General features: G+C 53.7%; 19 protein-coding genes. 10 read left to right on the forward strand and 9 right to left on the reverse strand.

The features are described from left to right. Positions 1 to 139 precede the first annotated feature (139 nt). Both AWX27_RS01270 and AWX27_RS01275 read left to right on the forward strand, forming a co-directional pair. Positions 140 to 934 (forward strand): GntR family transcriptional regulator, encoded by a 795-nt coding sequence (locus AWX27_RS01270; protein WP_204275777.1) that lies wholly within the window; start codon positions 140 to 142, stop codon positions 932 to 934. Position 935: 1 nt separating this feature from the next. Next, positions 936 to 1,232 carry a DUF1330 domain-containing protein gene (locus tag AWX27_RS01275; protein WP_060418938.1) on the forward strand — a complete coding sequence of 99 codons (297 nt, stop codon included), beginning with the start codon at positions 936 to 938 and terminating at the stop codon, positions 1,230 to 1,232. Between the two features lie 74 nt (positions 1,233 to 1,306). Here AWX27_RS01275 and AWX27_RS01280 read toward each other — a convergent pair whose 3' ends face one another. Together AWX27_RS01280 and AWX27_RS01285 are read right to left on the reverse strand one after the other, a co-directional pair. Further along, positions 1,307 to 1,621, reverse strand: a complete 315-nt coding sequence (locus AWX27_RS01280) for an AprI/Inh family metalloprotease inhibitor (RefSeq protein ID WP_060418940.1) — start codon at positions 1,619 to 1,621, stop codon at positions 1,307 to 1,309. A 98-nt stretch (positions 1,622 to 1,719) separates the two neighbouring features. Beyond that, on the reverse strand, positions 1,720 to 3,159 hold the full coding sequence (locus AWX27_RS01285; protein WP_060418942.1) for a serralysin family metalloprotease: 1,440 nt from the start codon (positions 3,157 to 3,159) through the stop codon (positions 1,720 to 1,722). A gap of 933 nt (positions 3,160 to 4,092) precedes the next feature. Between AWX27_RS01285 and AWX27_RS01290 the strand changes: the two genes are divergently transcribed. The 7 genes from AWX27_RS01290 (at position 4,093) to AWX27_RS01320 (ending at position 13,473) form a co-directional block, all read left to right on the forward strand. Continuing rightward, on the forward strand, positions 4,093 to 6,198 hold the full coding sequence (locus AWX27_RS01290; protein WP_060418944.1) for a putative bifunctional diguanylate cyclase/phosphodiesterase: 2,106 nt from the start codon (positions 4,093 to 4,095) through the stop codon (positions 6,196 to 6,198). Between the two features lie 301 nt (positions 6,199 to 6,499). Further along, positions 6,500 to 7,849, forward strand: coding sequence for a glycosyltransferase family protein (locus tag AWX27_RS25225; RefSeq protein WP_230200964.1), 1,350 nt, complete (start codon positions 6,500 to 6,502; stop codon positions 7,847 to 7,849). Between the two features lie 81 nt (positions 7,850 to 7,930). Beyond that, positions 7,931 to 9,208, forward strand: a complete 1,278-nt coding sequence (locus AWX27_RS25230; RefSeq protein ID WP_060418948.1) for a glycosyltransferase family 2 protein — start codon at positions 7,931 to 7,933, stop codon at positions 9,206 to 9,208. Continuing rightward, positions 9,208 to 10,656, forward strand: coding sequence for a radical SAM protein (locus AWX27_RS01305; RefSeq protein ID WP_060418950.1), 1,449 nt, complete (start codon positions 9,208 to 9,210; stop codon positions 10,654 to 10,656). Before AWX27_RS25230 ends, AWX27_RS01305 begins: the two co-directional genes overlap by 1 nt. A 3-nt stretch (positions 10,657 to 10,659) precedes the next feature. Continuing rightward, positions 10,660 to 11,469, forward strand: coding sequence for a hypothetical protein (locus AWX27_RS01310; RefSeq protein WP_060419702.1), 810 nt, complete (start codon positions 10,660 to 10,662; stop codon positions 11,467 to 11,469). After that, positions 11,466 to 12,638, forward strand: a complete 1,173-nt coding sequence (locus tag AWX27_RS01315) for an MFS transporter (RefSeq protein ID WP_060418952.1) — start codon at positions 11,466 to 11,468, stop codon at positions 12,636 to 12,638. The genes AWX27_RS01310 and AWX27_RS01315 overlap by 4 nt, the downstream gene beginning before the upstream one ends. A 22-nt stretch (positions 12,639 to 12,660) precedes the next feature. Then, the gene (locus AWX27_RS01320) at positions 12,661 to 13,473 is read left to right on the forward strand and encodes a hypothetical protein (protein ID WP_060418953.1); all 813 of its coding nucleotides are present in this window, start codon (positions 12,661 to 12,663) and stop codon (positions 13,471 to 13,473) included. 30 nt (positions 13,474 to 13,503) lie between these two features. Here AWX27_RS01320 and AWX27_RS01325 read toward each other — a convergent pair whose 3' ends face one another. Then, on the reverse strand, positions 13,504 to 14,697 hold the full coding sequence (locus tag AWX27_RS01325) for an MFS transporter (protein WP_060418955.1): 1,194 nt from the start codon (positions 14,695 to 14,697) through the stop codon (positions 13,504 to 13,506). 149 nt (positions 14,698 to 14,846) lie between these two features. Between AWX27_RS01325 and AWX27_RS01330 the strand changes: the two genes are divergently transcribed. Then, positions 14,847 to 15,764, forward strand: coding sequence for an ABC transporter substrate-binding protein (locus AWX27_RS01330; RefSeq protein WP_154618162.1), 918 nt, complete (start codon positions 14,847 to 14,849; stop codon positions 15,762 to 15,764). Between the two features lie 67 nt (positions 15,765 to 15,831). Here AWX27_RS01330 and AWX27_RS01335 read toward each other — a convergent pair whose 3' ends face one another. The 6 genes from AWX27_RS01335 to AWX27_RS01360 all read right to left on the reverse strand — a co-directional run bounded on the left by AWX27_RS01335 (position 15,832) and on the right by AWX27_RS01360 (position 22,343). After that, on the reverse strand, positions 15,832 to 17,016 hold the full coding sequence (locus tag AWX27_RS01335) for a multidrug efflux MFS transporter (protein ID WP_060418959.1): 1,185 nt from the start codon (positions 17,014 to 17,016) through the stop codon (positions 15,832 to 15,834). Positions 17,017 to 17,144: 128 nt separating this feature from the next. After that, positions 17,145 to 18,059 (reverse strand): RnfABCDGE type electron transport complex subunit D, encoded by a 915-nt coding sequence (locus AWX27_RS24260; protein WP_072265391.1) that lies wholly within the window; start codon positions 18,057 to 18,059, stop codon positions 17,145 to 17,147. A 44-nt stretch (positions 18,060 to 18,103) separates the two neighbouring features. After that, the gene (locus AWX27_RS01345; RefSeq protein ID WP_060418963.1) at positions 18,104 to 18,619 is read right to left on the reverse strand and encodes an iron transporter; all 516 of its coding nucleotides are present in this window, start codon (positions 18,617 to 18,619) and stop codon (positions 18,104 to 18,106) included. Positions 18,620 to 18,758: 139 nt separating this feature from the next. Then, the gene (locus AWX27_RS01350; RefSeq protein ID WP_060418964.1) at positions 18,759 to 19,109 is read right to left on the reverse strand and encodes a cupredoxin domain-containing protein; all 351 of its coding nucleotides are present in this window, start codon (positions 19,107 to 19,109) and stop codon (positions 18,759 to 18,761) included. Between the two features lie 47 nt (positions 19,110 to 19,156). Then, positions 19,157 to 20,248, reverse strand: coding sequence for a porin (locus AWX27_RS01355; RefSeq protein WP_369819278.1), 1,092 nt, complete (start codon positions 20,246 to 20,248; stop codon positions 19,157 to 19,159). A 310-nt stretch (positions 20,249 to 20,558) separates the two neighbouring features. After that, positions 20,559 to 22,343, reverse strand: coding sequence for a sigma-54-dependent Fis family transcriptional regulator (locus AWX27_RS01360; RefSeq protein ID WP_060418969.1), 1,785 nt, complete (start codon positions 22,341 to 22,343; stop codon positions 20,559 to 20,561). Positions 22,344 to 22,466 lie beyond the last annotated feature (123 nt).

Genomic DNA, 22,466 nt, shown 5'->3' on the forward strand with positions numbered 1-22,466 from the left:
ACGCCGGCCACGACCGCTTCCGCTCAGCGGCCGGTGCCCGTGCCGAACCCGTTGAGCCAGCGGGTATCGGCAACGAAAAGCGGTTTTTTTAGGCTATCTTTCGATTTTGTGAGCTGCTGCAACATTCGCCGTTTTAGCGATGCGGCGCGAAATCGGCCGCCGTTGCTTTGCGGGTTGGAAAGATGTTAATAGTACCGGGCAAACGGGAATACGCGTCGTTATCCGGATTAATGATGATCCACAAAAAATAGAGACAATTATGGTTCAGGCGTCATTGAAGATTGAGAATGCACCGGTCACCTTGCGCGAATTGGCATTGGCGAAAATTAGGCAGGCGATTATCTCAGGGTATTTTCAGGCCGGCGATCGTTTGGTGGAACGCAGCCTGTGCGAGGAGCTGGGCGTCAGCCGCAGCGTGGTGCGCGAGGTGATCCGTTATCTCGAAGCGGAGGGACTCATTGAAACACTCGGCAAGAAAGGGCCGATTGTCGCTATTCTGACCTGGGAAATTGCCGAGCAGATTTATACTATTCGTCTGCTGCTTGAACAGGATGCCGCTCACGACTGCGCTTTGAAAGCCGGGCCGGAAGATAAAAAGAAACTGCATGAAAAATTAATTGCAATTAATCAGGCTTCGGCCGGGCAGGACGATATTCAGCGCGTTGAGGCGTCGCAGGCCTTTTATGAAACCATTTTCCAGGTGGCCCATCACGCCATCGCCTGGGAAATCGTTCAACGCCTGAATAGCCGCATCAGCCGCCTGCGCGCCCTGACCCTGAAAACCCCGGAGCGCCAGCTGGCCGGTTTCGAGCGCATGACGCGGATCTATCACGCCATCGAACAAAACAATCCGACGCAGGCCAGGCAAGAAGTCATCGATCACCTGACCGAGGCCGCCGCGCTGGCCAAGCGCATTCTGCAACAGGAGCCCTGAGATGCCCGCGTACTGGATTGCCCATGTCACCGTGAAAGATCCGCAGCAATATCAGCATTATATGGATTTGGCGCCTCAGGCGTTTCGCCAGTTCAACGCCCGTTTTCTCGCCCGCGGCGAACAGGCGCAAACGTTGGAAGGCCCGGCGTTTGTGAAACATGTGCTGATCGAATTCGACGACTATGCCACCGCCCTGGCCTGCTACCATTCACCGGCCTATCAGCTGGCGAAACAACAGCGGCGCCACGTAGCGGAAGCCATGATTACCATCGTCGACGGCTTGCCGACCTCCCCATAAAAGCCCCCCACCGTTACGGCGGAGGCTGGGTGGCGTGAGGTGGGATAACCGCCGGGTCAGGCCGGCGTTTTCCGCTAGTTATTTCTCTTCAGGATCTTTCCCGTCTCGGCCCAGATTTGACTGCGGTAATGATCGTCTTCCTGAGAGAAGAAAAGTACAGTCAGCCCTTCCTTGTCTAACAATGCAATGCCATCAGGTGCAGGACGCCACGCCACTGGCTCTTGCGGCAAGACGTCGGGCGTGCAATCAGACAAAAATTTTAGGCTATAGCCGCCGGCCGATTCCACACCCTCCGTGTTGAGCTGTACAACACAGGACTTTGATTTATCGCTGACCGTCCACTGCCCGGATAGCGTTTCGGCAGAAGGTAAAACCAGACTGCTTGCCATAGAGGCTCCTGAAAACAAGAATATTATTCCGACAAGAATAAATTTACACATAGCTGGCCCATGCAAAACGGTGGGCATCATCGCCCACCGTTGCCGTTTTATACGATAAAGTCAACAGCGACGTCAGCCTGCCCGACGATGTGCACCAGGAAGTCTGGATTTGCACCGCCATGGATGTTGAAGGCCAGTTCGCTCAGATTGCTTTGGGTATCATAGGACACCAGCGCCTCACCGGCCTGCCCGCTGAAATGATCGACAAACTGAATAAAATCACTGCCTTTATCGCCTTGGTTGAAGAAGGACAGATCGATCTTGTCCTTGCCTGACTCAAAGTCCCAAATTGTATCAGGAGCCCGAACAGGCGAGTCATTCAGGTCAGAGAAGACAAAAATGTCGTTACCTTGCCCTCCCCACAATTGATCCTGGCCCGCCCCACCGTAAATAACATCGTTACCGGCGCCGCCTTTGAGCGTATTGTCTGCGTGATTTCCAACAATGACGTCATTACCTGCTCCCCCTATCGCGTTTTCGATGGTGGCGCCGGCAGCGATGGAAACATTCCCTTTTAATCCACCGACGTCGGAGAAAGCGCTTTCGTTCAAATTGATACGCTGATTTTGGCTATACCCCGAAAAATCGAGGGTATCATTGCCACCTGCATCCCAAACAGACATCACCAGCTTGTCGTGGCTGTCCTTGAGCGTATAGAAGTCTCGGCCTGTATTTGAATTAAACCCGTAAACGGTGTCGCCGGTTCGGGTAGTCATGTTGGCGCCGTAAAGATGCTGGATGGCCGCGATATCATCAACCAGCGGTGCAGCGGCATAGTAATGGCCATGATCCGCGTTGGTAATGGATTCATTCCAGTAACTCATTACGCTAAACTGCCGGGTATCTTCGGCGTAAACTGCCTTGGTATAATTTGGGCTGCCTTGCCCCGCATTATAAGTGCCCGGGTGATCTAACCCGAGAGTATGGCCAACTTCATGGGTAATGGTTAAGCGGCCGTAATTACCTAGCTCAGGATGCAAATTTTCGGAGTGATTCTTAATGTTGTACCAACTTTGCCCATCAGAGTTGTATCCTCTGTAATCATTGCCATTATATGAGTAAGGTTTCAAGGCATACGCTTGTCCCGTCCCCTCATAATTCCCAAAGGTAATATTGGAAGGTTGACCTGAAGCAACTTCGACAAATTTGATGTTGGCAACATCGGCCCAGGATTGTAAAGACAGCTTCGCCTGTTCTTGCTGCTGTTGCGTGAACGCACTCAGCCCCGTATCACGTTCCGGGGAGCGGTGGCCCAGGTTCAGTTCGTTATAATCCCAATCCGGGAAGGAATAGGTCACCGTCGCCTCTTTTCCCGTGACGTGAACGCCATTCCAGGTTTTATCGCCGCGCGCTATCTGCAACCCCGCCTCATTTATGTCATAAGACGGTTTGTTATTTATCGTCAGGCCATTCCCGCGTTCATGGTAGTGAATAAGATCGTTAACACTGTCCCAACCCGTTTCGTTTCCATTCATGGTATTACCCATAACTTTCTCCACAAAGTAGCTAGTATTAATATGACATCCGAAATGTCTCTTAGGGATAATCAAAATCCGGAGAATAGCGATAACCCGATACGCCCACTCTTTTTCCTATCCCTTTACACCCAGAGAGTAAATTTACTTTTAACTACCCGAGCCTCCTTACCCATGATTGAGAACTGATGCAACTGCATGAGATCGCGATGTGTCCGTGCAAAATGCGCGAAAGTAACAGGCCGCATTGATCCGGCAAGGGTGTGATTCCAGTGTCTGCGCGTTGAGGCTAAGTTGAGATGCCGCTCAAGAGGTCTAATGACAACGGCCGTCCGATGCATTGCCTCGTTGCCAGAGACCACATCAGACAGGCTCTTGTGCTGTGAATCTGGTCTGTTATCCGAACGGTTACCCGGAGATAATTGCGTGAATGCATTTGCGCCACCATCCAGTTTTGCTAATGATTATCATTCGCGAGGCTATCTCACGCGTAAGCAAAGTGTCAACATATGAAACAAAACATTTCTTGATTTGCATCATGATTTTTCCGCTAAGCCCCAGTAAACGGGCGCTGCAGAGTGCATAAAATGGCGTTCATCCCCGTCTGGACTGCGGTTTTTGTCAGTATTACCGCATAGAGCGGGCAGAATAGCGCCAGGGAGTACATCATGGCGACTGAACATTTAGCCATAGAGAAACATCAAGAATGATTAATTTTCACGGCAATAACGCGGTGTGGTCCGATCACTTATTTTTCGCTGCAATATAAGGGATACTTATAAATAACAGGAGTATTCCTAATGCGTTCACGCTGGATGTATTCCATGCTAGCGGGCCGATTTTTAGCCGCGCCCGCTGGCTATTCCCATTTTCATTGGCAAGACTATATTGAAAGAAGCTCTGCTCTAGAGCGAGAATATGGGTAATTTTCCGAGGAAATACCGCATGACCCTGTTGCCCAAGCAGAGCAATAACAAAAATCCGATTGATCTCTATGGCGAAATCGTAGACGACTTGCCCGGCCTGATTTGCTTCGGCAACCGCCTTGGCGGTTACTTCAATAAACAGTGGCGCGACTATACCGGCGCTATCGCCGGTGAACACGGCGCCGCCGACTGGCTCGATGCTCTGCACCCCGACGATCGCGAGCGGCTGGCCGCGCAGTGGCGCCAGGCGATCGTGGCCCTCTCCTCGTTCGCCGGCGAGGCCCGCCTGTGCGATCGCAGCGGCGCCTACCGTTGGTTTATGCTGGCGTTTAACGCCCGGCAGGACGGCATGGCGCTGGAGCCCAGCTGGTACCTGACGGCGACCGACATTCATCCGCAAATGCTACAGCGCCAGCAAAACGTTCAGGCGCTGTCTATCCAGCAAGACATGCTGGACGCCAGCGTGGACTGCATTAAAGTGATCAATCACGACGGCACGCTGCGCCACATGAACCGCTCCGGCAGCCTGGCGCTCGGCCTTGATCCGGGGCAAAAAGAGTTTGGCATGCCCTGGCTGGGGCTGCTGTCGCCCGAGATCCGGCGCCGCGGCCGCAAGGCGCTGCGCAGCGTCAGAGCCGGAAAAAATGCGCGCTTCACGGGATTGAGCGTGACGCCGCAGGGCAAAAAACAGCACTGGGACAACATTCTCACGCCGGTCAGCGACGAACACGGCACCGTGGCCGAGATCTTGTGCGTGTCACGCGACGTGACTTCGCAACGCGTGATGGAACAACGCCTGTTGCTCGCCAGCGAATATGACGAATTGACCGGCCTGCCCAACCGGCGCCTGTTCAAGAAGAAACTGAAGCAAGAGATGAAGCGGGCCCTGCACGGCAACAAGTCGCTTGGGCTGATGCTGCTGGATCTTGACCACTTCAAGCTGGTGAATGACACGCTGGGCCACGCGGCGGGCGACCATCTGCTGCGGGTTTTGGGCAAAAGGCTCAGCGCCTGCATGAATACGCACTCGTTCGTCTCTCGCCTCGGCGGCGATGAGTTCGCCGTCGTGATCAGCGACGTCGAAAACGAGCAGGATATTTTCCGCATCGCCAACAAATTTCTGCTGCAGCTGGAGACGCCGATCACCCACGGCGGCAAGACGCTGCACTGCGGCATGAGCATCGGCGGCGCCATCTACCCCAAAGACGCACGCGACGCTTCGGAACTGATGAAATGCGCCGATACTGCGCTGTATGAGCTGAAAGACGGCGGCCGCGGCGGTGTCTATATGTTCGACCGCAAAATGATGGACAAGGCGCGCGCCCGCGCCAGCCAGCTCAACTACGCGCGCCAGATCGTGCGCGACAACTGCATCCGCCCCAGCTACCAACCGAAGGTCAGCCTGACCGACGGCAGCATCGTCGGCTTTGAAGCCTTACTGCGCTGGCACTGCCCGATCAACGGCGTGCAGCTGCCGGCGACGGTGAGCGAGGCGTTCAACGACTACGAGCTGGCGACCAAGATCAGCGAAGCCATGCAGCTGAAGGTCTTCGCCGATATCGCCCGCTGGCGCGCGGCCGGCGTGGCGGTGCAGCCCATCTCGCTGAACGTGTCGCCGATCGAGTTTTTACGCGACAACTACGCCGAAACTTTCCTGCAGCGCCTGCTGAAGTTCCACATTCCCCACCACCTGATCGAACTGGAGGTGACCGAACACGCGTTCAACAAGCACGGTTCGAAGTACGTGCTGCGCGCGTTGCAAATGCTCAAGGAGATGGGCATCCGCATCGCGCTGGACGACTTCGGCACCGGTCACTCCTCGTTCAGCCATATCATGGATTACCCGCTGGACTGCATTAAGCTGGACTGCGACTTCGTTCAACGCATGAATACCGAACCGGCGATCCTGGCGATCGTGGAAAGCATCGGCATTCTCGGTCAAAAGCTGTCGATCGATATCATCGCCGAAGGGGTGGAAACCGAGCAGCAGCGGCAAACACTGTGCGAAGCCGGTTTCCATATCGGTCAGGGTTTTCTGTTCAGCCGGGCGGTGGACTCCCAGCGGGTGCCCGAAATGTTGCAGACGATACGACAACCCGCCAAAGGCGGCATGACGAACCGTTAAACCAGGCATCGCATATTCCGTATTCGGGGGTTTTGCCCCCCATATTCCCCACTGTTTTTTCACCACTTCCTCAGCGAGATATTTGTGAGAACCCTCACAAAGCATAAACGTATCTTTACATTTTTGAACGCTTGAGCTTCCGTTCTGTCGGATTTGAGTGTATTCCAGAGCGTCAAAGAGATTCTTTTTCCACTCAATTGGGAACGTTACCGGAGATTTGTTAAAAAATAGTTAATCCAAATCAATGCACTACTCAATGGCAGGAGGTTCTGCGATGCACGCTAGGCAAGAGAAGAATGCAATGTTCATTTCGTTCGATGCCGTCTCGGTCTCAGGGATCACGGTAGAAGCAATGAAGATTGCCAAACGACTGCAAGCCTGTGGATTTCGGTCTTATCTTGATCTGGGATACGACATCAAGATTGATAAGGGAAACTTTAATAAACCCTATAGACATGAGCATGATATCTACCAGGATGTCTTTACGCTTGTCCGCCTGGACGGCATCACGTCGATTCCAGACTACCACCCCGCCTTTCTCGACCACGCGCACGCGGCGTTGATCGGCCAGAAAACGCCCATTGACGAGCAAGAAAAAACCGACCTGTTGCACACTATTGCGCTGGCGGCGCGGCGACTTGCGGATCGCCTTATCGCCCAATGGGAAGCGCTTGCGATCAGCCATGTGGTGGTGGAAAACGGCACGCTGCCGGAAAACATCATCTATACCAAAGCGCTATATCTGGCGATCGAAGATTACGGCCGGCGTTATCAACTGACGCGTTTCGTGATATGGCGCGATCATGACCTGATGTGGAACAGTGAAAAAAAGGTGCTCAAATACGGCCCCCCACCTTATTCTCACGCTATCAAACCTATCGCTTCAAAATACATTACCTATGTCACGCTCAATCACGATCTGAAGCAGAAACTTGAGGCCTGGTGCAATCATGATGTCCATGTCGAGGTAAAGAAAAACACCTATGATTTCTCAGAAAACCTCGAAAGGATAAACTGCAGAAAGCAGATTAATATACGTGAAAATGACATTCTCATTGCCAGAACCACCCGTATAATCCCCCAAAAAAGATTGGATCGTGATATTGTACTGGTCAGCAGGCTTAACGCTTTATTTATACGTGACAACAACACTCGCCGAGTCTGTTTGGCGATCGCCGGCAATGAATATGAGAATCCTTCATGTTATTTGCAGCTCGCCAAATTGGCGCAGGAGCTGCAAGTTCTCCCCTACGTCAAATTTGTCGGCATGCTTCCCCATGCCAGTATGCGTTCGCAAAGTGATACGCTTTGCATAGAGGACCTTTATTATTCCTGCGATTTGGTCTCTTTTCTCACCTCATATGACTATGACAGCTACGGCAATCCCATTGGTGAAGCGGTAAGCTGCCGGCGCTGCTATATCGCCACCAGCTACGAGTATTACCATGAGGTCTATGGCCAGCACGGCTTTGAAGCCCCTATCATGACGATCTCTGAGTTACACGACGGTTTGCCAAGTGACGAATTCGTCGACGAACTCTATCAATTTATTAACAACAAAGAAAAAATGAGACGCGTAGCGGAAAACAATTTCACGCTAGGGAAACGGGTGCTGTCAAACAACGTCATGGAATATTTAAATATTAGTTAAACGTCAATATCACTTGATGTGATATTTCACTTTCAGACAAGGCATTTCTAACTGTGGACTTTCATTAGCCCTGGAGGATCTATGCGTGATACTGTTTTTGTGTCTATCGTACTGCCCGTTTATAATGAAAGCGACCGTATTGAGGCGGTCTTGCTTTCTCTATTCAATCAGAATACCAAAGATGAATTAATCACCCACGACACTTACGAGCTGATTATTGTCGATAATAACTCCACCGATGATTCCGTCGCTAAAATAAACGCGTTTAGTGAAAGATATCCGGTTATGGATATTCTCGTTATCGATGAAAAGGTACAGGGGGTCTCTTCGGCCAGAAAACGCGGTATGGATTATGCGTCGCTGCGATCCAAAGCCCGCGATAGCCGGCTGGGAAAGAAACGCAAGCACTATATCGTGTCCGCCGATGCCGATTGCACCGTGGATGCATTTTGGCTTTACGAGCTGGTGAATACCATGCTCGATCAACAAGGCGACCTGGGCACCAGCAACTATTACTACAACCCCGTAGATTTTGAGCAGCGCCCCAACCTGTTCCGCGAGATCCAAAAAACGCTGCGTCTGCGCGAATTCTCGTTCTCCCTGTTCGGCGGCTTCCCCGACGGCAAGGGGTTCGGGGTGGAACGCAGCCTGTATGACGCGATAGGCGGCATCGAAATCTTCTATCAGCTCAACAACGGCCGTTTTGTCGAGCACCTGTCCGACGACTGGGATTTCGGCATTAAGGTTATCGCCTACGGCGGCAAACCGGTTTACGCCCGGCATGCTTACGTTGAGATCAACAGCCGTCGGGTCGACACCATCCTCGACGAGGTAATCAACGGCATCGCCTACGGCAAAGACGGCATCATTATCATGAAGGACGTCCGGCCGGACGTTGAGCAGCAGAAAACCGTGCTGGCGGACGCCACACCGGCGGAGGCGAAACTGGCCTGGGATTACTCGGTCAAGGACTACACGCCCAAGAATATCTTACTGCCCGTGCTGCTCAACCCATATCTGCTGTTGGAAAACAGCGAAGTGCGCGATTTCTTCTCCGGCCCGTTGGCCGACCACCTCTACCGCCGCATTCACGAGCTGAAACACGAAATGCGCATCATCGATTTCAAACCAATTCATGCCTACAAAACCCCCGCCTATCGGCTTTACCTTGAGTTTCGCGATGCGCTGTTTGCCGCCATGCGCCGCGCCGTCGGTGACGATATCGGTTTCCCGCCCGCATTGCCGACCTGTTTCGACGCGGTCAACGACGAGGATTTCTCCCGCTTTGTTTATTACTTCTGTGAAGACCGCGAGTCCGGCGAAGCCCATAACTATTTCGGTAATGGAGGGGTCTTCTGATGAATGACGAAGCCTTGCAATCGTTATTGGATATCGATGAAAACTACCCTACGCCGCAGGTGAACGGTTTTCTGGCGCAACCGGAAAACCGGGCCTTTCTGGAGTATGTGCATAAGGATCCTTTCGGCTGTCACGTGTTCCCCGGCGATATCGTCGACTATCCGCTGTCCGCGTTTTTTGCCGATATGGAAGACGACATTCGTCAGGCGGGCAAAATCCATCTCTGGGCCTATATCCCGACCTGCCGCTATCGCTGCCATTTTTGCCAATACCCCACGGTGATACTCAATCCCAAGGCGCCCGCCTCTCAGGAGGTATTCCGCGATTTGGTCGACTTCAATATCAAAGAGGCTCAAATGTGGCTGGCGCGCGTGCCCAGTCTGGCCAAGGTGGAAATCGGCGAATTCAACGTCTTCGGCGGCACGCCGTCCCTGCTGCCGGAGCCGGAACTGCGCCGCATGATGGCCTTCTACTACAGCCACTTTAACTTCGCCAACGCCACCCTGCGCTTCGAAGGAGAGCCAGGCACCCTGAATAAAGCCTATCTGACGCTGTTGAAAGAGCTTGGCTTTAGCAAAATCAGCTTCGGCACCCAGTCCTTCAATGATGACATCATCACCGCCTGTGGGCGCATGCATTCGGCCGAGGAGTGCGTGGAAACCATTTATCATGCGCGTGCACTCGGCATCGATTGGGTCAGCGTGGATCTCATCTATGGCATGCTGGGTCAAAGCGTGGACGACGTAAAATACGACATGGAAAAGGCGCTTGCGCTGGATCTGTCACATGTCGTCTGCACCAAGCTGCACATGGATGAGTTTATCAAAAATCGCACCGGCGTCTCGGGCGAACGCGAAAGCCTGTGGCAGAAAAAGGGGCTGATCAGTATCAATAACATGCGCTTCCCAGGACTGGGCAAGCAGTACCAAATGCGCGAACTGGTCGAAAGATACCTGAACGACGGCTATACCGAACACCCCACCATGTACTTTCACCGCAATGATCAACAGCCGGAAAAGTGGAAAGCGCTCATCACCGATCTCGATAAGCAGTATCCGGAAGTGGCGATCGGTTTGGGCGGCAGCTCCAAATCGACGCGATCCGAAGCCATCAACATCACCGGTTACAAGAAGTACAAGGAGGCGCTCAACCAAGACCGCCTGCCCATCGAGGAAAGCCGCGGTTTCTCCCCGATCCAGCGTGAAGTGAACGCCTTCAAAATGGCGCTCTCCACCTTGCTGCCGGTTGACGATCGGGTGTTTAAACGGCGCTTTGACGGCAACAGCCTGTTTGCTAACCCGGTCATCCGCCGCACGTTGAAAACCTTGGTGGATAAAATGCTGGTCATCGTCGATGGCCCGTGCGTCACGCTAACGCCCATCGGCGTCACACTGGTTGAAGCCATTATCAATACCCAATTTTCCGCAGAATTCCCCCATCAGGAGTGAATGATGACCACAACCGCCTCCAAACCTAAACCGGTATTCAGCTTCTATTACATCGGCATCGATACTGAAGCCGGCGTAACGCAACCACAGTTTGAAACCTTTGTCCGCGAAAAAGGCGTACATATCCCCTGTTATCCCGGCTGGCGCTGGACGTTGCTGCGCGGCCTTCGCGGTGAGCGCGTCGGGCAATACCTGATGCTGTATGAGATTGACAGCGTCGAGCAGCGCGATCGTTACGTTACCGCTACGGGGCAGCGAACGACACAGGCGCATGAATTCTGGCGGCAACATGCCGATGCGCAGGAGATCCTCGCCCAGTGGCGAAAATTGGGCACCTACAGTCAGTTGCCGACGCTGTTCAGCGATTACCGTCTGCTGGCGGAGAATGAAAGAAGTGACGTGCCGAGTGGCCCGCGTTATCAAGAACGGCCCGGAGAGGCACCTGAAGCACGCATTATCGGCATCCACAATCTGGCGCTGCGCGAGGGCGTGACGCCGGCGCAGTTCGAACGTTTTATCGCCGAGAATCATCATCGCATTGAAGATTATCCGGGCTGGAAGTTTCATTTGCTGAAGGGAGAGCGCGGTAATCGGCTCGACCAGTACGCGGTCATGATGGAAATCGCCAGCCTGGCGGCGCTGGACGTGTTCTACCCGGAACCCGACATCGCCACCGCCGAAGCGGCAACCTTCGCCAAAGCGCATCGCGACACCAAACAAATGTATGAAGAGTGGAAGCAACTGGCGTCATTTTCCGGTTCGCCGCAAATTTATACCGACTATCTGTCCGTCGCACAGAGCCGATCGTCATGATGCTGCATTGGCTAACCGGTGAGGCCACGGAGAATCATCGCCGGCAAATCGCCACCCGAGCGATATTCTTCCTCGCCGGGTTGGGCATGGCCGCCTGGGCGCCGCTGATCCCTTTCGTAAAAGCACGGTTGGGCATCGATGACGGCACGCTCGGTTTGCTGCTGTTTTGCCTCGCCGCCGGCTCCATGGCGATCATGCCCTTTGCCGGTTATCTGATCGGCAAACTGGGCTGCCGCACCGTGTTGCTGGGTGCAGGCGCCTTGCTGTGCATCGACTTGCCGTTGTTGGCATTACTCGATGCTCCGCTGCTGATGGGGGTGGCGTTGGGGGTATTTGGCGCCGTTAACGGCATCATGGATGTGGCGATGAACTCACAGGCGATAGTCGTCGAGCGGGAGAGCGGCCAGGCGAAAATGTCCGGCTTTCATGGTTTTTACAGCCTTGGCGGCATTGCCGGCGCCGGCGGCGTCAGTCTGCTCCTGCTGCTGGGCATCGTCCCGGCCTTGGCCATCGGCCTGATCGCCCTCCTCATCGCGATCCTGCTGCCGATCGTCGCCGGCGACTTACTGGCGCAGGGCGGCATCGGCGAACGATGCCGGGGCGGCGTGCGGCTAGCGCTGGCCCATGGCAAGATCCTGTTTATCGCCCTGCTCTGTTTCTTCGTGTTCCTGACAGAGGGAGCGATGCTCGACTGGTCGGCATTATTCCTGCATGCCGAGCGCGGCGTGGCCAAATCGCAGGCGGGGATGGGGTTCACGTTGTACGCCGTCGCCGTGGCCTGCGGGCGGCTGTATGGTGACAGACTGATCGGCATCATCGGGCGCTACCGCACTCTGCTGTTCGGCAGCCTGTGCGCTGCAACGGGGTTACTGCTGACCGTCACCGTTCCTCTGGCCTGGGCCGCCTTCGGCGGGCTGATGATGATCGGGCTTGGCATCGCCAACATCGTTCCCATTCTGTTCAACGCCGTCGGCAATCAAAAACAGGTACCGCCTGGCCAGGCGTTTCCCGCCGTGACGCTGGTCGGTTATGTCGGTTTATTAACCGGCCCGGCGCTGATCGGTTTTATCGCCAAGTACACCACGCTGACTTTGGCTTTCGGTTGCACGCTGCTCTGCCTGGTGCTGGTCAGCATCAGCGCCAAAGCCGTAACGCGCTCATCTCACTGATTCAATTTGCGAGGATCGTTAAATGAATGTATCAACAACGCCGGTTTTCTCCCTGCACTACGTGGGGATCAACCTGAAAAGAGGCATCGCCTCGGATCGCTTCGAGGATTTCGTTCGCCGCAAAGGCGTCGCCATCCCAGCCTACCCCGGCTGGCAATGGACGCTGCTGCGCGGCCTGCGCGGCGAGCGTGAAAATCAGTACCTGATGGTTTATCAGGCTAAGGACGCCGCCACCTACACGCGCTATATCGACGGCAACGGCGAGCTGACCGATGAGGCGCACGCCTTTTGGCGGCAGCGCCCGGAGGCAGCCGCACTGATTGAGGAGTGGAGAACCTTCGCGACCTTCGCCGAACTGCCGACCCTTTATACCTGTTACAGCCTGGTGGCGGAGAATAGTCGCAGTTCGTTGCCTCCCGGCCCCAATTACCGCAACCAACCTGGACAGGAAAGCATTCAACGTGTCGTCGGCATTCATAACCTGGCGCTCAAAGCCGGCGTCTCGGCCCAGCGGTTTGAACGGTTCATCACCGACAACATCCACCGCGTGCAAGACTACCCAGGCTGGAAGTTTCACCTGCTGAAGGGCCAGAGTGGCAATCGTCTGGACCAGTACGCGGTGATGCTGATCATTGAAAGCCTGCCGTCGCTCAACGCATTCCATCCGGATCTCGACGTCTCAACCGAGCAAGCGCTCAGGTTCGTGGCCGAACATCAGGATACCGAGCGGATGTACGACGAGTGGAAAACACTGGCGTCGTTCTCCGGCGCGCCGCAAATCTACACGGATTACCTGGCGATTGGCGGCAATGAAAATCACGCGCATCCGGCGTAAACCGAGTGGCGGCGTTGAGCGCCGCCGCCTTCACGGGCGCTGTTCGCCGAACGGCGCCAGCTGCATGCCGATAAGCGTCACCACGCAGACGATCGCTCCGGCGTAAAAGGTGGAGGCGGAACCGGCCAGCTCCCACAGCATGCCGGCCCCGAGACTCGCCAGCAGCAGCGCCACGCCGCTGATCAGATTGAACATGCCAAACGCGGTGCCGCGCAGATGCGCCGGCGCGGTATGCGCCACCATCGCCGCCAACAGCCCCTGGGTCATGCCCATGTGCACGCCCCACAGCGCTACGCCAAACAGCACCCCGCCCCAATGATCGCTCAGCGCCAATACCAGGTCGGCGGCGATCAGCACCAGCAACCCGGCTTTCAGCAATCCTTTATGGCTCATGCGGTCAGACAGTTTTCCGAACGGATAGGCCGAGCAGGCGTAAACCAGATTCATGGCGACCATCACCAGCGGGATCAGCGCCAGCGGCGTGCCGCCCTGCTGCGCCTTCAGCACCAGAAACGCCTCGCTGAAGCGCGCCAACGTGAAGACGGCGCCGATGCCCACCACCCACCAATAGCCACGCCCCAGCAGCCGCAGATTGGCGCGAGTAATCGGGTGGGTTCGCTTGTCGGTTATCACGGCGGCCGGCTCTTTCAGGCCGAAGAACAGCAGCGCGATCGCCAGCGCCGCCGGGATCGCCGCCATCCAAAAGATGGCGCGAAAATCGTTGTGCCACAGCAGCATCAGGCCGACGGCCAGCAGTGGCCCTAAAAAGGCGCCGACGGTATCCAGCGACTGGCGCAGCCCAAAGGCTGCGCCGCGAATTTCCGGCGGTGTCACATCGGCCACCAGGGCGTCGCGCGGCGCGCCGCGGATGCCTTTGCCCACGCGATCCAACAGGCGCGCGCCCATCACCATTCCGGACGACGACGCGACGGCAAAAAACGGTTTGCTGATGGCGCCCAGCCCGTAGCCCAGCAGCGCCAGCCCTTTACGCTTGCCGAGGTAATCGCTGAGCACGCCGGAGAACACCTTGACGATCAATGCCGTCGCCTCCGCCAGCCCTTCGATCAGCCCGATGACGATCACGCTGACGCCGAGCGTCGTCGCCATAAACAGCGGCAGCAGGCTGTGGATCATTTCCGAGGAAACGTCCATCAGCAGGCTCACCCCACCCAAGATCCACACGCCGCGCGGTATGCGGCCCAACGTAGCGAAGCGCGACGACATGGTTCATCCTCGAAAGATTCAGCGCCACCGACGGCGCATCATGATTTTTCCAAGATTGGATAGTTGATTTTGTTCGTTCACAGACCTTTAGCCTTCAGAGATAGTGCAACGACCCTGTGACAATCCTAATAATGAAGGTAATTAACATAATGATAGATAGCAAAAAGATGATAGTGATGGCGGCGCTGCTGAGCTTTTCCGCCGCGGCCGCGCCAGGGGTGGATATCGTCGCCAACGAAACGCCGATCCATACGGTGAAGAACGCCGAGGCGGTCGCCAAAATCCCCGCCGGTTTCAAGTTCGTGGAGCCCGGCACGCTGACGGTGGCCATTTCCCTGCTGGGCAGCGGCCCGCCGTTCGGCCTGTACGCCCGCGACAACAAAACGGTGATCGGCAGCGAGGCGGACATCGCGCGCCTGGTGGCCGACGGTTTGGGGTTGAAACTCAAGCTGGTGCCCACCTCGTGGGAAGACTGGCCGCTGGGAGTGGCCTCCGGCAAATATGACGCCGCGGTTTACAACATCACCGTGACCAACGAGCGCAAGACCAAATTCGATTTCGCCACCTATCGCCAGGATACGCTGGGCTTCTACGTCAAGTCCGACAGTAAAATCACCCAGATCAAAACGGCACCGGATATCGCCGGTAAAAAAATCATCGTCGATTCCGGCACCAATCAGGAAGCGGTGCTGCTGGCCTGGGACAAGGAGAACCGCGCCAAGGGGCTGGCGCCGCTGCAGCCGGTGTACGTCACCGACAAGGCCGCCTCCACGCTGGCCATTCAGTCCGGCCGCGCCGACGCCACCTTCGGGCCCAACGTCTCCGGCGCTTACCAGGCACGGCTGATCGGCAAAACCCGGCTGGTAGGCATCGTGCCCGGCGGCTGGCCGAAAACCGCCAACATCGCCGTCACGCTGAAGAAAGGCAACGGCCTGGTGGACGCAGTGCAGGCATCGCTCAACAGCGCCATCGCCAACGGCAGCTATCTGCAGGTGCTGGATCGCTGGGCGGAGAGCGACGAGAAGATCGCCCATTCCGAGATTAACCCGCCGGGCCTGGGGGACTAAGGCGGTTAGATAATATAAAAATGTGGGAACCGCCGGTGGGGGTTCCCATAGGCATGAGAAGAAACGGTTACTCCCGCTTTTGAAGTTGACGATACAGTTGCCACACGTTCGCCATGACGATAATAGACGTCATGACGAATACCCATCGGTATCCCGCCAGTGCTGAGACACCTGCCCCCAATAATGGGCCACACACGTTTCCAAGATACATGAATGACTGGTTATAGCCGAAAATACGGCCTGTCGTCTGCTCGGAAGAAGACTGAAGCAATAATGTCTGTAACGCAGGCATTAGCGCCCCGTCGGCAAAGCCGAGCAAAAAGCGTAGAACACCCAACTGCAACGGCGTTCTCACGCACGCCATGGCAGACAATAGCACAGCCGTCAACAGCAACGCGGCGATCAGGATACGGACGGCACCTATGCGATCGCCGAGCCGACCGAAATGTGGTGCCGAGACCAGAGCGGCTATCCCGGGGGCGGCTGCGATCATGCCGCTGATAAAAGCAATATTGCCGGTGTTACACGCCAATGCACGAATGAACAAAGTAAGAATGGGGCTGATTGAAGAATTGGCTAATTGGATCATTAACGTACAAATGAACAAACTAACAACCCACATCGGCTGGGGTAAAGACTGAATACCCCTCTTTCCACTGAACCGTTCTGTCTTTCCGACCCCGTCATGGCGCTCTTTAATCAGGAGTAACGTCAATAGAAAATTGATGAACATCATCCCGGAAGTAACGTAAAAAATCATCCGAAGCCCCAGGTGATCGGCCATCATGCCACCGAATAATGGCCCCCCGATCATCCCAGTAATTTGCCCTGTCGACAGCATACCCAATGCCCATCCGCTCTTATCACGCGGTGCTTGCGAAGCGATCAGCGCCATGGCATTGGGAATATAACCACTGGCAAGTCCCATCAAGGCCCGCAAAGCAAATAACTGCCAAACTTGGTTCACCATACCTTGTAATGCAGTGGCCACCGCCATTCCCAATGAGGCTCGCAACAACATTAATTTACGACCTTTACGATCGGCCAGACTCCCCCACAGTGGTGAAACCATCGCTGAAACAAAAAACATACCGCTAAATACTAATCCTGACCATAGATTGAGAGAGGAATGACCTTTTACCCCCAGTGTTTCAATATACAATGGCAAAAAAGGAAGAATTTGGCTCATTGCTAACCCAGTCAGAAAACAACCGAACCAAGCCGAAATCAGGTTGACTTTCCATACATTCATTGAATTTCATTACCCGTCTTAGAAACTGTTGACCTGGATAGAAATTCTTGAGAAAGCAACACCTACCAGCCAAAAAACTTTTAGATGTGAAATGAAGCGAAAATTTAACATCGACCTCATTATAAACATCAATCCATATTCAATGAATCAACCTTTCTTTTAAAGAAGAAAAACACCATGAATAAAACTTGCGACATTACCAAAGATATCAACGTCGCTTCAGGGAAAGGCAATATCCCTCTAAAGATAAAACACAGTAACCCCACAAGAAAATGGTAGGTAAGCATCTCATTACGCCTCAAGCCATGAGTAAAATGATCCTGCGTCATGAAAACAAGACCAAATAAAAAACTCCCCATAAATAGATAATCTATCATTCCCGGCAATAGCGTAAAGGTGTATCCCACGCCGAGAAAAAACCAACCTATGACGGCACCGAATATACCTGCAATAAGAAAAAAAGGATTGTAAAGTTTAAAGGATATCAGAATTAATGCGCCAATCAGCACTCCAACTTTAGACGTCTCCCCGAGAGCACCAGGCCAAGCCCCGAACACCAAGTATTTTAGAGGGTAAACGCCACACTCTGACATTCGCATCATGCTTTTACGGCAAAGAGAGAGCGGTGTAGCGCTGGATATACTGTCATACTTTATTATTGGCGGATTTAGAAAGAAAATGATCATCCTGCTTGAAATTGCTGGATTAAGATTAAATGTACAACGATCAATCCGCACATTAAACAGAGACACGAACGTTCCGGCAAAAAAAGAAAATGCAACAAGAAAAGGTGTCGCGTTCCATGGAATAATGCACAAAAAAATTATCGCACTAAACTTTATCGATTTATATACGCCATTTATTTTCAAACGGTGTAGTGTAATAACAACAACTAGCGAGGCTGCCACTATGGCAGAAACTTGCCATAGTTTCGATTCAAAAAAAAGCATGGTCTGTTTATGAAAAACATAAACGTACTGATTTAACCCGCCAAGAAACACGACGGGAGCAAGGCTAAAAATAAATTTTTTATATGTTGTCATGTTCTTTCCCCAAAGGGCGACGCATACGTCGCCCTTCCGTCTCCTTACTTTTGAGGATAGCTGAATGTAAATGTTTCAATAAATGGTTTAAACCATTTCGGCACGCCGGTTTCTTTGTCAGTGTGGCGCAAGAAGTTCTTTTCGTCGGGTGCCGAATATTTCAGTCTTACCGTATATGTTCCGGGGCCATTCATTTTTAAGGATTGTGCATAGTGAGCCCCATCCTTGGCTATCATAGGAAGTAGTTGCCCAAATGCGACGAAGTTTTTATCGTCTTTCTTGGTCATAACATAGTTTATTGAAAGATAAGGTATCCATTCATCTTGAGAAAAACCCCAAATGTTATTTTGCGTTGCATGAACGTCACTTTCCAGATGGATAATATCGTTACCCATCGCCATTGACGTAATATCCGGCTCCATAGTTATACCCACAAGGTACGATGAGGCAATCTCCATACCCTCATGTTCAACCGGCCCCCCGATAGGGTACTCCCTCGCGTGAGCCATGACGGTGAATAAAAACATTGGTGCAACGACGAACAGCTTAATTAATTTCATGGTATTGACCTCTGATTACGTGAATAATATCGATTCGGCCCGGATAGGTTCGGCGACCTCATCAGGAAAAATATATAAAAATATGAAGACTAAAATAAAAATGCCAGAGTCCGCTATCTTACGAGCAAGCCTGACGTGACTATCTTCTGTTTAACCGCACTTTAGATATCACTTTTCCTTTTGCATCCTGCGCACTGTAATCATCGAAGAAAAGATACTCCCCAGGTTTAAGTGGGCCAGTCAAAACCGAGATCGTTTTCGCAGGAGGCGCTATTTTTTCGAATTTCATATCAAAACTTTCAAATTCGGCCATTTTTTTTGTGGCATTGTACATCCTGATTTCGATCTTTTCATGTGCCGGAACCTCCAGTTGCGAAGGAACAAAACCTTGTTCCGTCAGCGTCAAATTGAACGTTTGACGCTCACCGGCCCATGTAAACGTAGTCAAAATCATTAAAAAAACGGCTACAAGTCCAGATATGATTTTCATAACACCCTCTTAATTACGTGTTGAAGTCAGCAATAAGCATTGAAAGATTAAAACTGGTACACGATTCCAATACCGATACTGTCATCAGTGGGAACGTTCAGTGTATTTTCTCCAGAATTTCCGGATGAGTTTATTAAGTTAATCTTGTAATCAATATAAGCACTCATATTGGAATTGAATATGTAGCTCGCATTCACATCAACATAATTTACAATATCTGTATCTCCCGTGTTATTTTTAAGTCCGTGCCCCCGAGTGTATACCCATGCAAAACCTGGTTGAACTCCCGAATCGAAACTATACTGCCCCACAACCTCCCAACTATCTGCTCTTCTTATCCACCCATAATCCTCAATATGGATAATATTGTTGCTTCGCGTGTAGTTGGCTGCCAAGAGGATATTTTCTTTGTTATATTTTATCCCTGCAGTCACCGCATCTGCCTTATCGCCCTGGCCATCAATCTTTTGCATCGGTGTTCTTTGGGAGCGCGTCAATGCAGCCCCCAGGCTGATCTCATCGTTCCCATTCCATACCACGGATACCCCATAACCGTCCCCGTTCTGAATTTCTGATTTCCTGTCTTCAGCGCTATTCTTTCCCTGATACTGCAGTGCCAAACTCACCCCTGGAAAATACCCAAAGAGATCGTTATTCCGCCAAGTCAAAAGTCCACTACTGCGGCCAGTCATGAAACGATCCGTATCCTCATAAGAATCATTGCCAAATACGGGCAGAATGTCGGTCCAGGCCCCAATATCATACAGAATGCCGTAATTGCGACCGTAATCGAGAGATCCAAACCGGTCTACTTTAATGCCAGAATAACCCAAGCGCGTATACGCGCTGTCATCATCGCCGCCCTCGGTTTTATTCACTTTTATTTCGTATTCCCATTTCCCATATCCAGTGACACTACGGCTTATTTTGGTTTCACCGATAAAACCAAAGCGCGCATAGCTCTGGTCGCCATCCGTGTCGCTGTCCGGACTAAATTGATGTCGAGCATCGAGCATTCCCGTTAATTGAACCCTATTTCCGTTTTTATTGAAAATCTCGGTCGCGTTTACCCGGGGGCACATGCTAAGCATGAGAAATAATGGCAAAGAAGCCATAGCTGTCGCTGCGTATTGGTTCATAAAAGTCCCTTCCAACATGAAAAATAAACAATACATAAACGATAATGATTATCAATATCATTTATTTTTATCACTCAACGCTTGGAAAGTCCTTGGGTAAAATGTAAATTTATGTAAGCAAAATAAAAGTTAACCAATTGTTGTTAATTGGTTTTTTTCCACGAAAACATTCTTTTCATCCTGTTCAGTTGTTGACTAAATTTCAGAAAATAGCTGTCTATCCACAAATAATTTTATGGATAGACGGAATCAACGGCTATTTTTATTGAGTAGTTAAAGGGAAAGGACTTTGTGAAAGAACCGTATACTGCTATTGAGATTTTATCGCGAAATGCCGCTTGCCCAACTTGCGGTACAGCGTGCTGCGCGAAACGCCGAGCGCCTTCGCCGCCCGGCTGAGATTACCCCCCGCCCTGTCGATCGCCGCCTGCAGATCCTCCAGGCCGGTATCGGCGTTCTCCTGGCGCGGCGCCAGCACCGCGATGGACTGTGGCAGATCGTCCAGGGTGAGCACCGCATGATCGTCCGCCAGTGCCAGCAGCACCTTGAGCGTACTCAACAGCTGCCGCACGTTGCCGGGCCACGGGTAGCGCGCCAGCATCGCCAGCGCCTCCGGCAGCAGGCGAATATCACGCCGCTCGCCGCCCAGCTCTCGCCACAGCTGCAAAATGAAGGCTTCCAGCTGCGCCCGCTCTCTGAGCGGCGGAATGCGCAGGCTGTATTCCTGTATGCGGTACAGCAAATCCTCACGAAACGCCCCCGCCTGTACCTGCCGAGGCAGATCGTGGTGCGTGGCGCAGACCAGCGCGAAATCGACCGGATAAGCGCTGCGGCTGCCGAGCGGCGTGACCGTTTTTTCCTGTAACACCCGCAGCAGCCGCGTCTGCAGGCCCGCCGGCATGTCGCCGATTTCATCGAGGAACAGCACGCCGCCGTCCGCCTCGCGGATCTTGCCGATATAGCCTTTCGGGTTGGCGCCGGTAAACGCCCCCGGGGCATAGCCGAACAACTCGGACTCGATCAGCGGCTCAGGCAGCGCCGCGCAGTTGATCGCCACGAAGTTGCCGTTGCGCCAGCGGCTCTCTTGAAACAGGCGTCGGCTGAAGTGCTCCTTGCCGCAGCCGGTTTCGCCGGTCACGCACAGGGAAAGACCGGCATTGAGAATGCGCAGCGCCTTCTGATGCTGTTCGTCATGCCTTTCCGCCGGCGGCGGAACCGAACGCAGGGCGCTGACGCGGCGCTGCGGCGCCTCGAGCAGCGAATAATAATGCCGTTGATTGCCGGCCAGCGTCTGGTGCGGTGCGCCGTAGGGCTGCCGCAGCAGATCGGGGAACAGCTGGGCGAACTCAACCGAGCCGAATGCGGCCGGTGAAAGCTGGAACTCCAGCATCGCCAGCCGATTGGCGGCGACCAGCACTTCGTCGTGAAACACCAGCAGCAGCTCCTGCGCGCTGCCCAAGCTACCGGCGTCGGCGTGCAGGCGCAGCGTCCAGTGACGATCGGCGATCGCGCTTCTGACCCAGCGGTGTTCGATATGTCGCACCGCCTGCATGATCAGGCGCTGTGCATCGCGATACGGCCGCTGCGCGGGGGCGGAAAGATCCAATATCCCGGCAATGTGGCCATCCGGCCGGTAGATCGGCGCGGCGGTGCAGTTCAATCCGGCATTTTGGTTGAGGTAATGCTGGTCGCCGCGCACTTCGCAGAACGCGCCCAGCGCCAGCGCGGTGCCGATGGCGTTGGTGCCCCGCTCCGCTTCTCCCCACGGGTTGCCCGGCGCCAGCGCAAAGCGCGATGCCTTATGCAGAAAATCGGTATTGCCGCGGGTTTCCAGCACCAGCCCGTCGGCGTCGGCAATGACCACAATGGCGGGCTGGCGCGTAATTTGCGCGCCCAGCTGCTCGATCAGCGGCTGCACCCGTTGCGGCACCCAGTCGTTGCGGCTGCGCCGCTCTTCGAGCAACCCGGCTTTGATGAACGAGATGTGCTGATCGGCGCGCGCCAGGCCGTAGCCCCGGCTGCGCTGCCAGGATTCCGCCAGCGGATGGGTCAACAAACTGGCGCCCTCAGTGGGCAAGCGGTCGTCAGGCAACATGCGTTTCTCCCCCGTTCGCGAGTGTTGCAAATATGTATCACAGATGTGTATCAGGCGTTGCGACACGGGACACAAAAAATCATCGCCGGCGGCGGCACCGCTCGATTCCCTAAGCCATATCCG

The organism is Serratia sp. 2880STDY5682894, assembly GCF_001537385.1.
Taxonomy (GTDB): domain Bacteria; phylum Pseudomonadota; class Gammaproteobacteria; order Enterobacterales; family Enterobacteriaceae; genus Serratia; species Serratia nevei.

Excerpts from the sequence above, each read along its gene's own strand:
- AWX27_RS01325 (WP_060418955.1), bottom strand. The coding sequence starts at position 14,697 with ATGTCGTCGCGCTTCGCTACGTTGGGCCGCATACCGCGCGGCGTGTGG.
- AWX27_RS24260 (WP_072265391.1), bottom strand. The coding sequence starts at position 18,059 with ATGACAACATATAAAAAATTTATTTTTAGCCTTGCTCCCGTCGTGTTT.
- AWX27_RS01330 (WP_154618162.1), top strand. The coding sequence starts at position 14,847 with ATGATAGATAGCAAAAAGATGATAGTGATGGCGGCGCTGCTGAGCTTT.
- AWX27_RS01335 (WP_060418959.1), bottom strand. The coding sequence starts at position 17,016 with ATGAATGTATGGAAAGTCAACCTGATTTCGGCTTGGTTCGGTTGTTTT.
- AWX27_RS01305 (WP_060418950.1), top strand. The coding sequence starts at position 9,208 with ATGAATGACGAAGCCTTGCAATCGTTATTGGATATCGATGAAAACTAC.
- AWX27_RS01285 (WP_060418942.1), bottom strand. The coding sequence starts at position 3,159 with ATGGGTAATACCATGAATGGAAACGAAACGGGTTGGGACAGTGTTAAC.
- AWX27_RS01275 (WP_060418938.1), top strand. The coding sequence starts at position 936 with ATGCCCGCGTACTGGATTGCCCATGTCACCGTGAAAGATCCGCAGCAA.
- AWX27_RS01280 (WP_060418940.1), bottom strand. The coding sequence starts at position 1,621 with ATGGCAAGCAGTCTGGTTTTACCTTCTGCCGAAACGCTATCCGGGCAG.
- AWX27_RS25225 (WP_230200964.1), top strand. The coding sequence starts at position 6,500 with ATGTTCATTTCGTTCGATGCCGTCTCGGTCTCAGGGATCACGGTAGAA.
- AWX27_RS01320 (WP_060418953.1), top strand. The coding sequence starts at position 12,661 with ATGAATGTATCAACAACGCCGGTTTTCTCCCTGCACTACGTGGGGATC.
- AWX27_RS01270 (WP_204275777.1), top strand. The coding sequence starts at position 140 with ATGCGGCGCGAAATCGGCCGCCGTTGCTTTGCGGGTTGGAAAGATGTT.
- AWX27_RS01355 (WP_369819278.1), bottom strand. The coding sequence starts at position 20,248 with ATGAACCAATACGCAGCGACAGCTATGGCTTCTTTGCCATTATTTCTC.
- AWX27_RS25230 (WP_060418948.1), top strand. The coding sequence starts at position 7,931 with ATGCGTGATACTGTTTTTGTGTCTATCGTACTGCCCGTTTATAATGAA.
- AWX27_RS01350 (WP_060418964.1), bottom strand. The coding sequence starts at position 19,109 with ATGAAAATCATATCTGGACTTGTAGCCGTTTTTTTAATGATTTTGACT.
- AWX27_RS01310 (WP_060419702.1), top strand. The coding sequence starts at position 10,660 with ATGACCACAACCGCCTCCAAACCTAAACCGGTATTCAGCTTCTATTAC.
- AWX27_RS01345 (WP_060418963.1), bottom strand. The coding sequence starts at position 18,619 with ATGAAATTAATTAAGCTGTTCGTCGTTGCACCAATGTTTTTATTCACC.
- AWX27_RS01315 (WP_060418952.1), top strand. The coding sequence starts at position 11,466 with ATGATGCTGCATTGGCTAACCGGTGAGGCCACGGAGAATCATCGCCGG.
- AWX27_RS01360 (WP_060418969.1), bottom strand. The coding sequence starts at position 22,343 with ATGTTGCCTGACGACCGCTTGCCCACTGAGGGCGCCAGTTTGTTGACC.
- AWX27_RS01290 (WP_060418944.1), top strand. The coding sequence starts at position 4,093 with ATGACCCTGTTGCCCAAGCAGAGCAATAACAAAAATCCGATTGATCTC.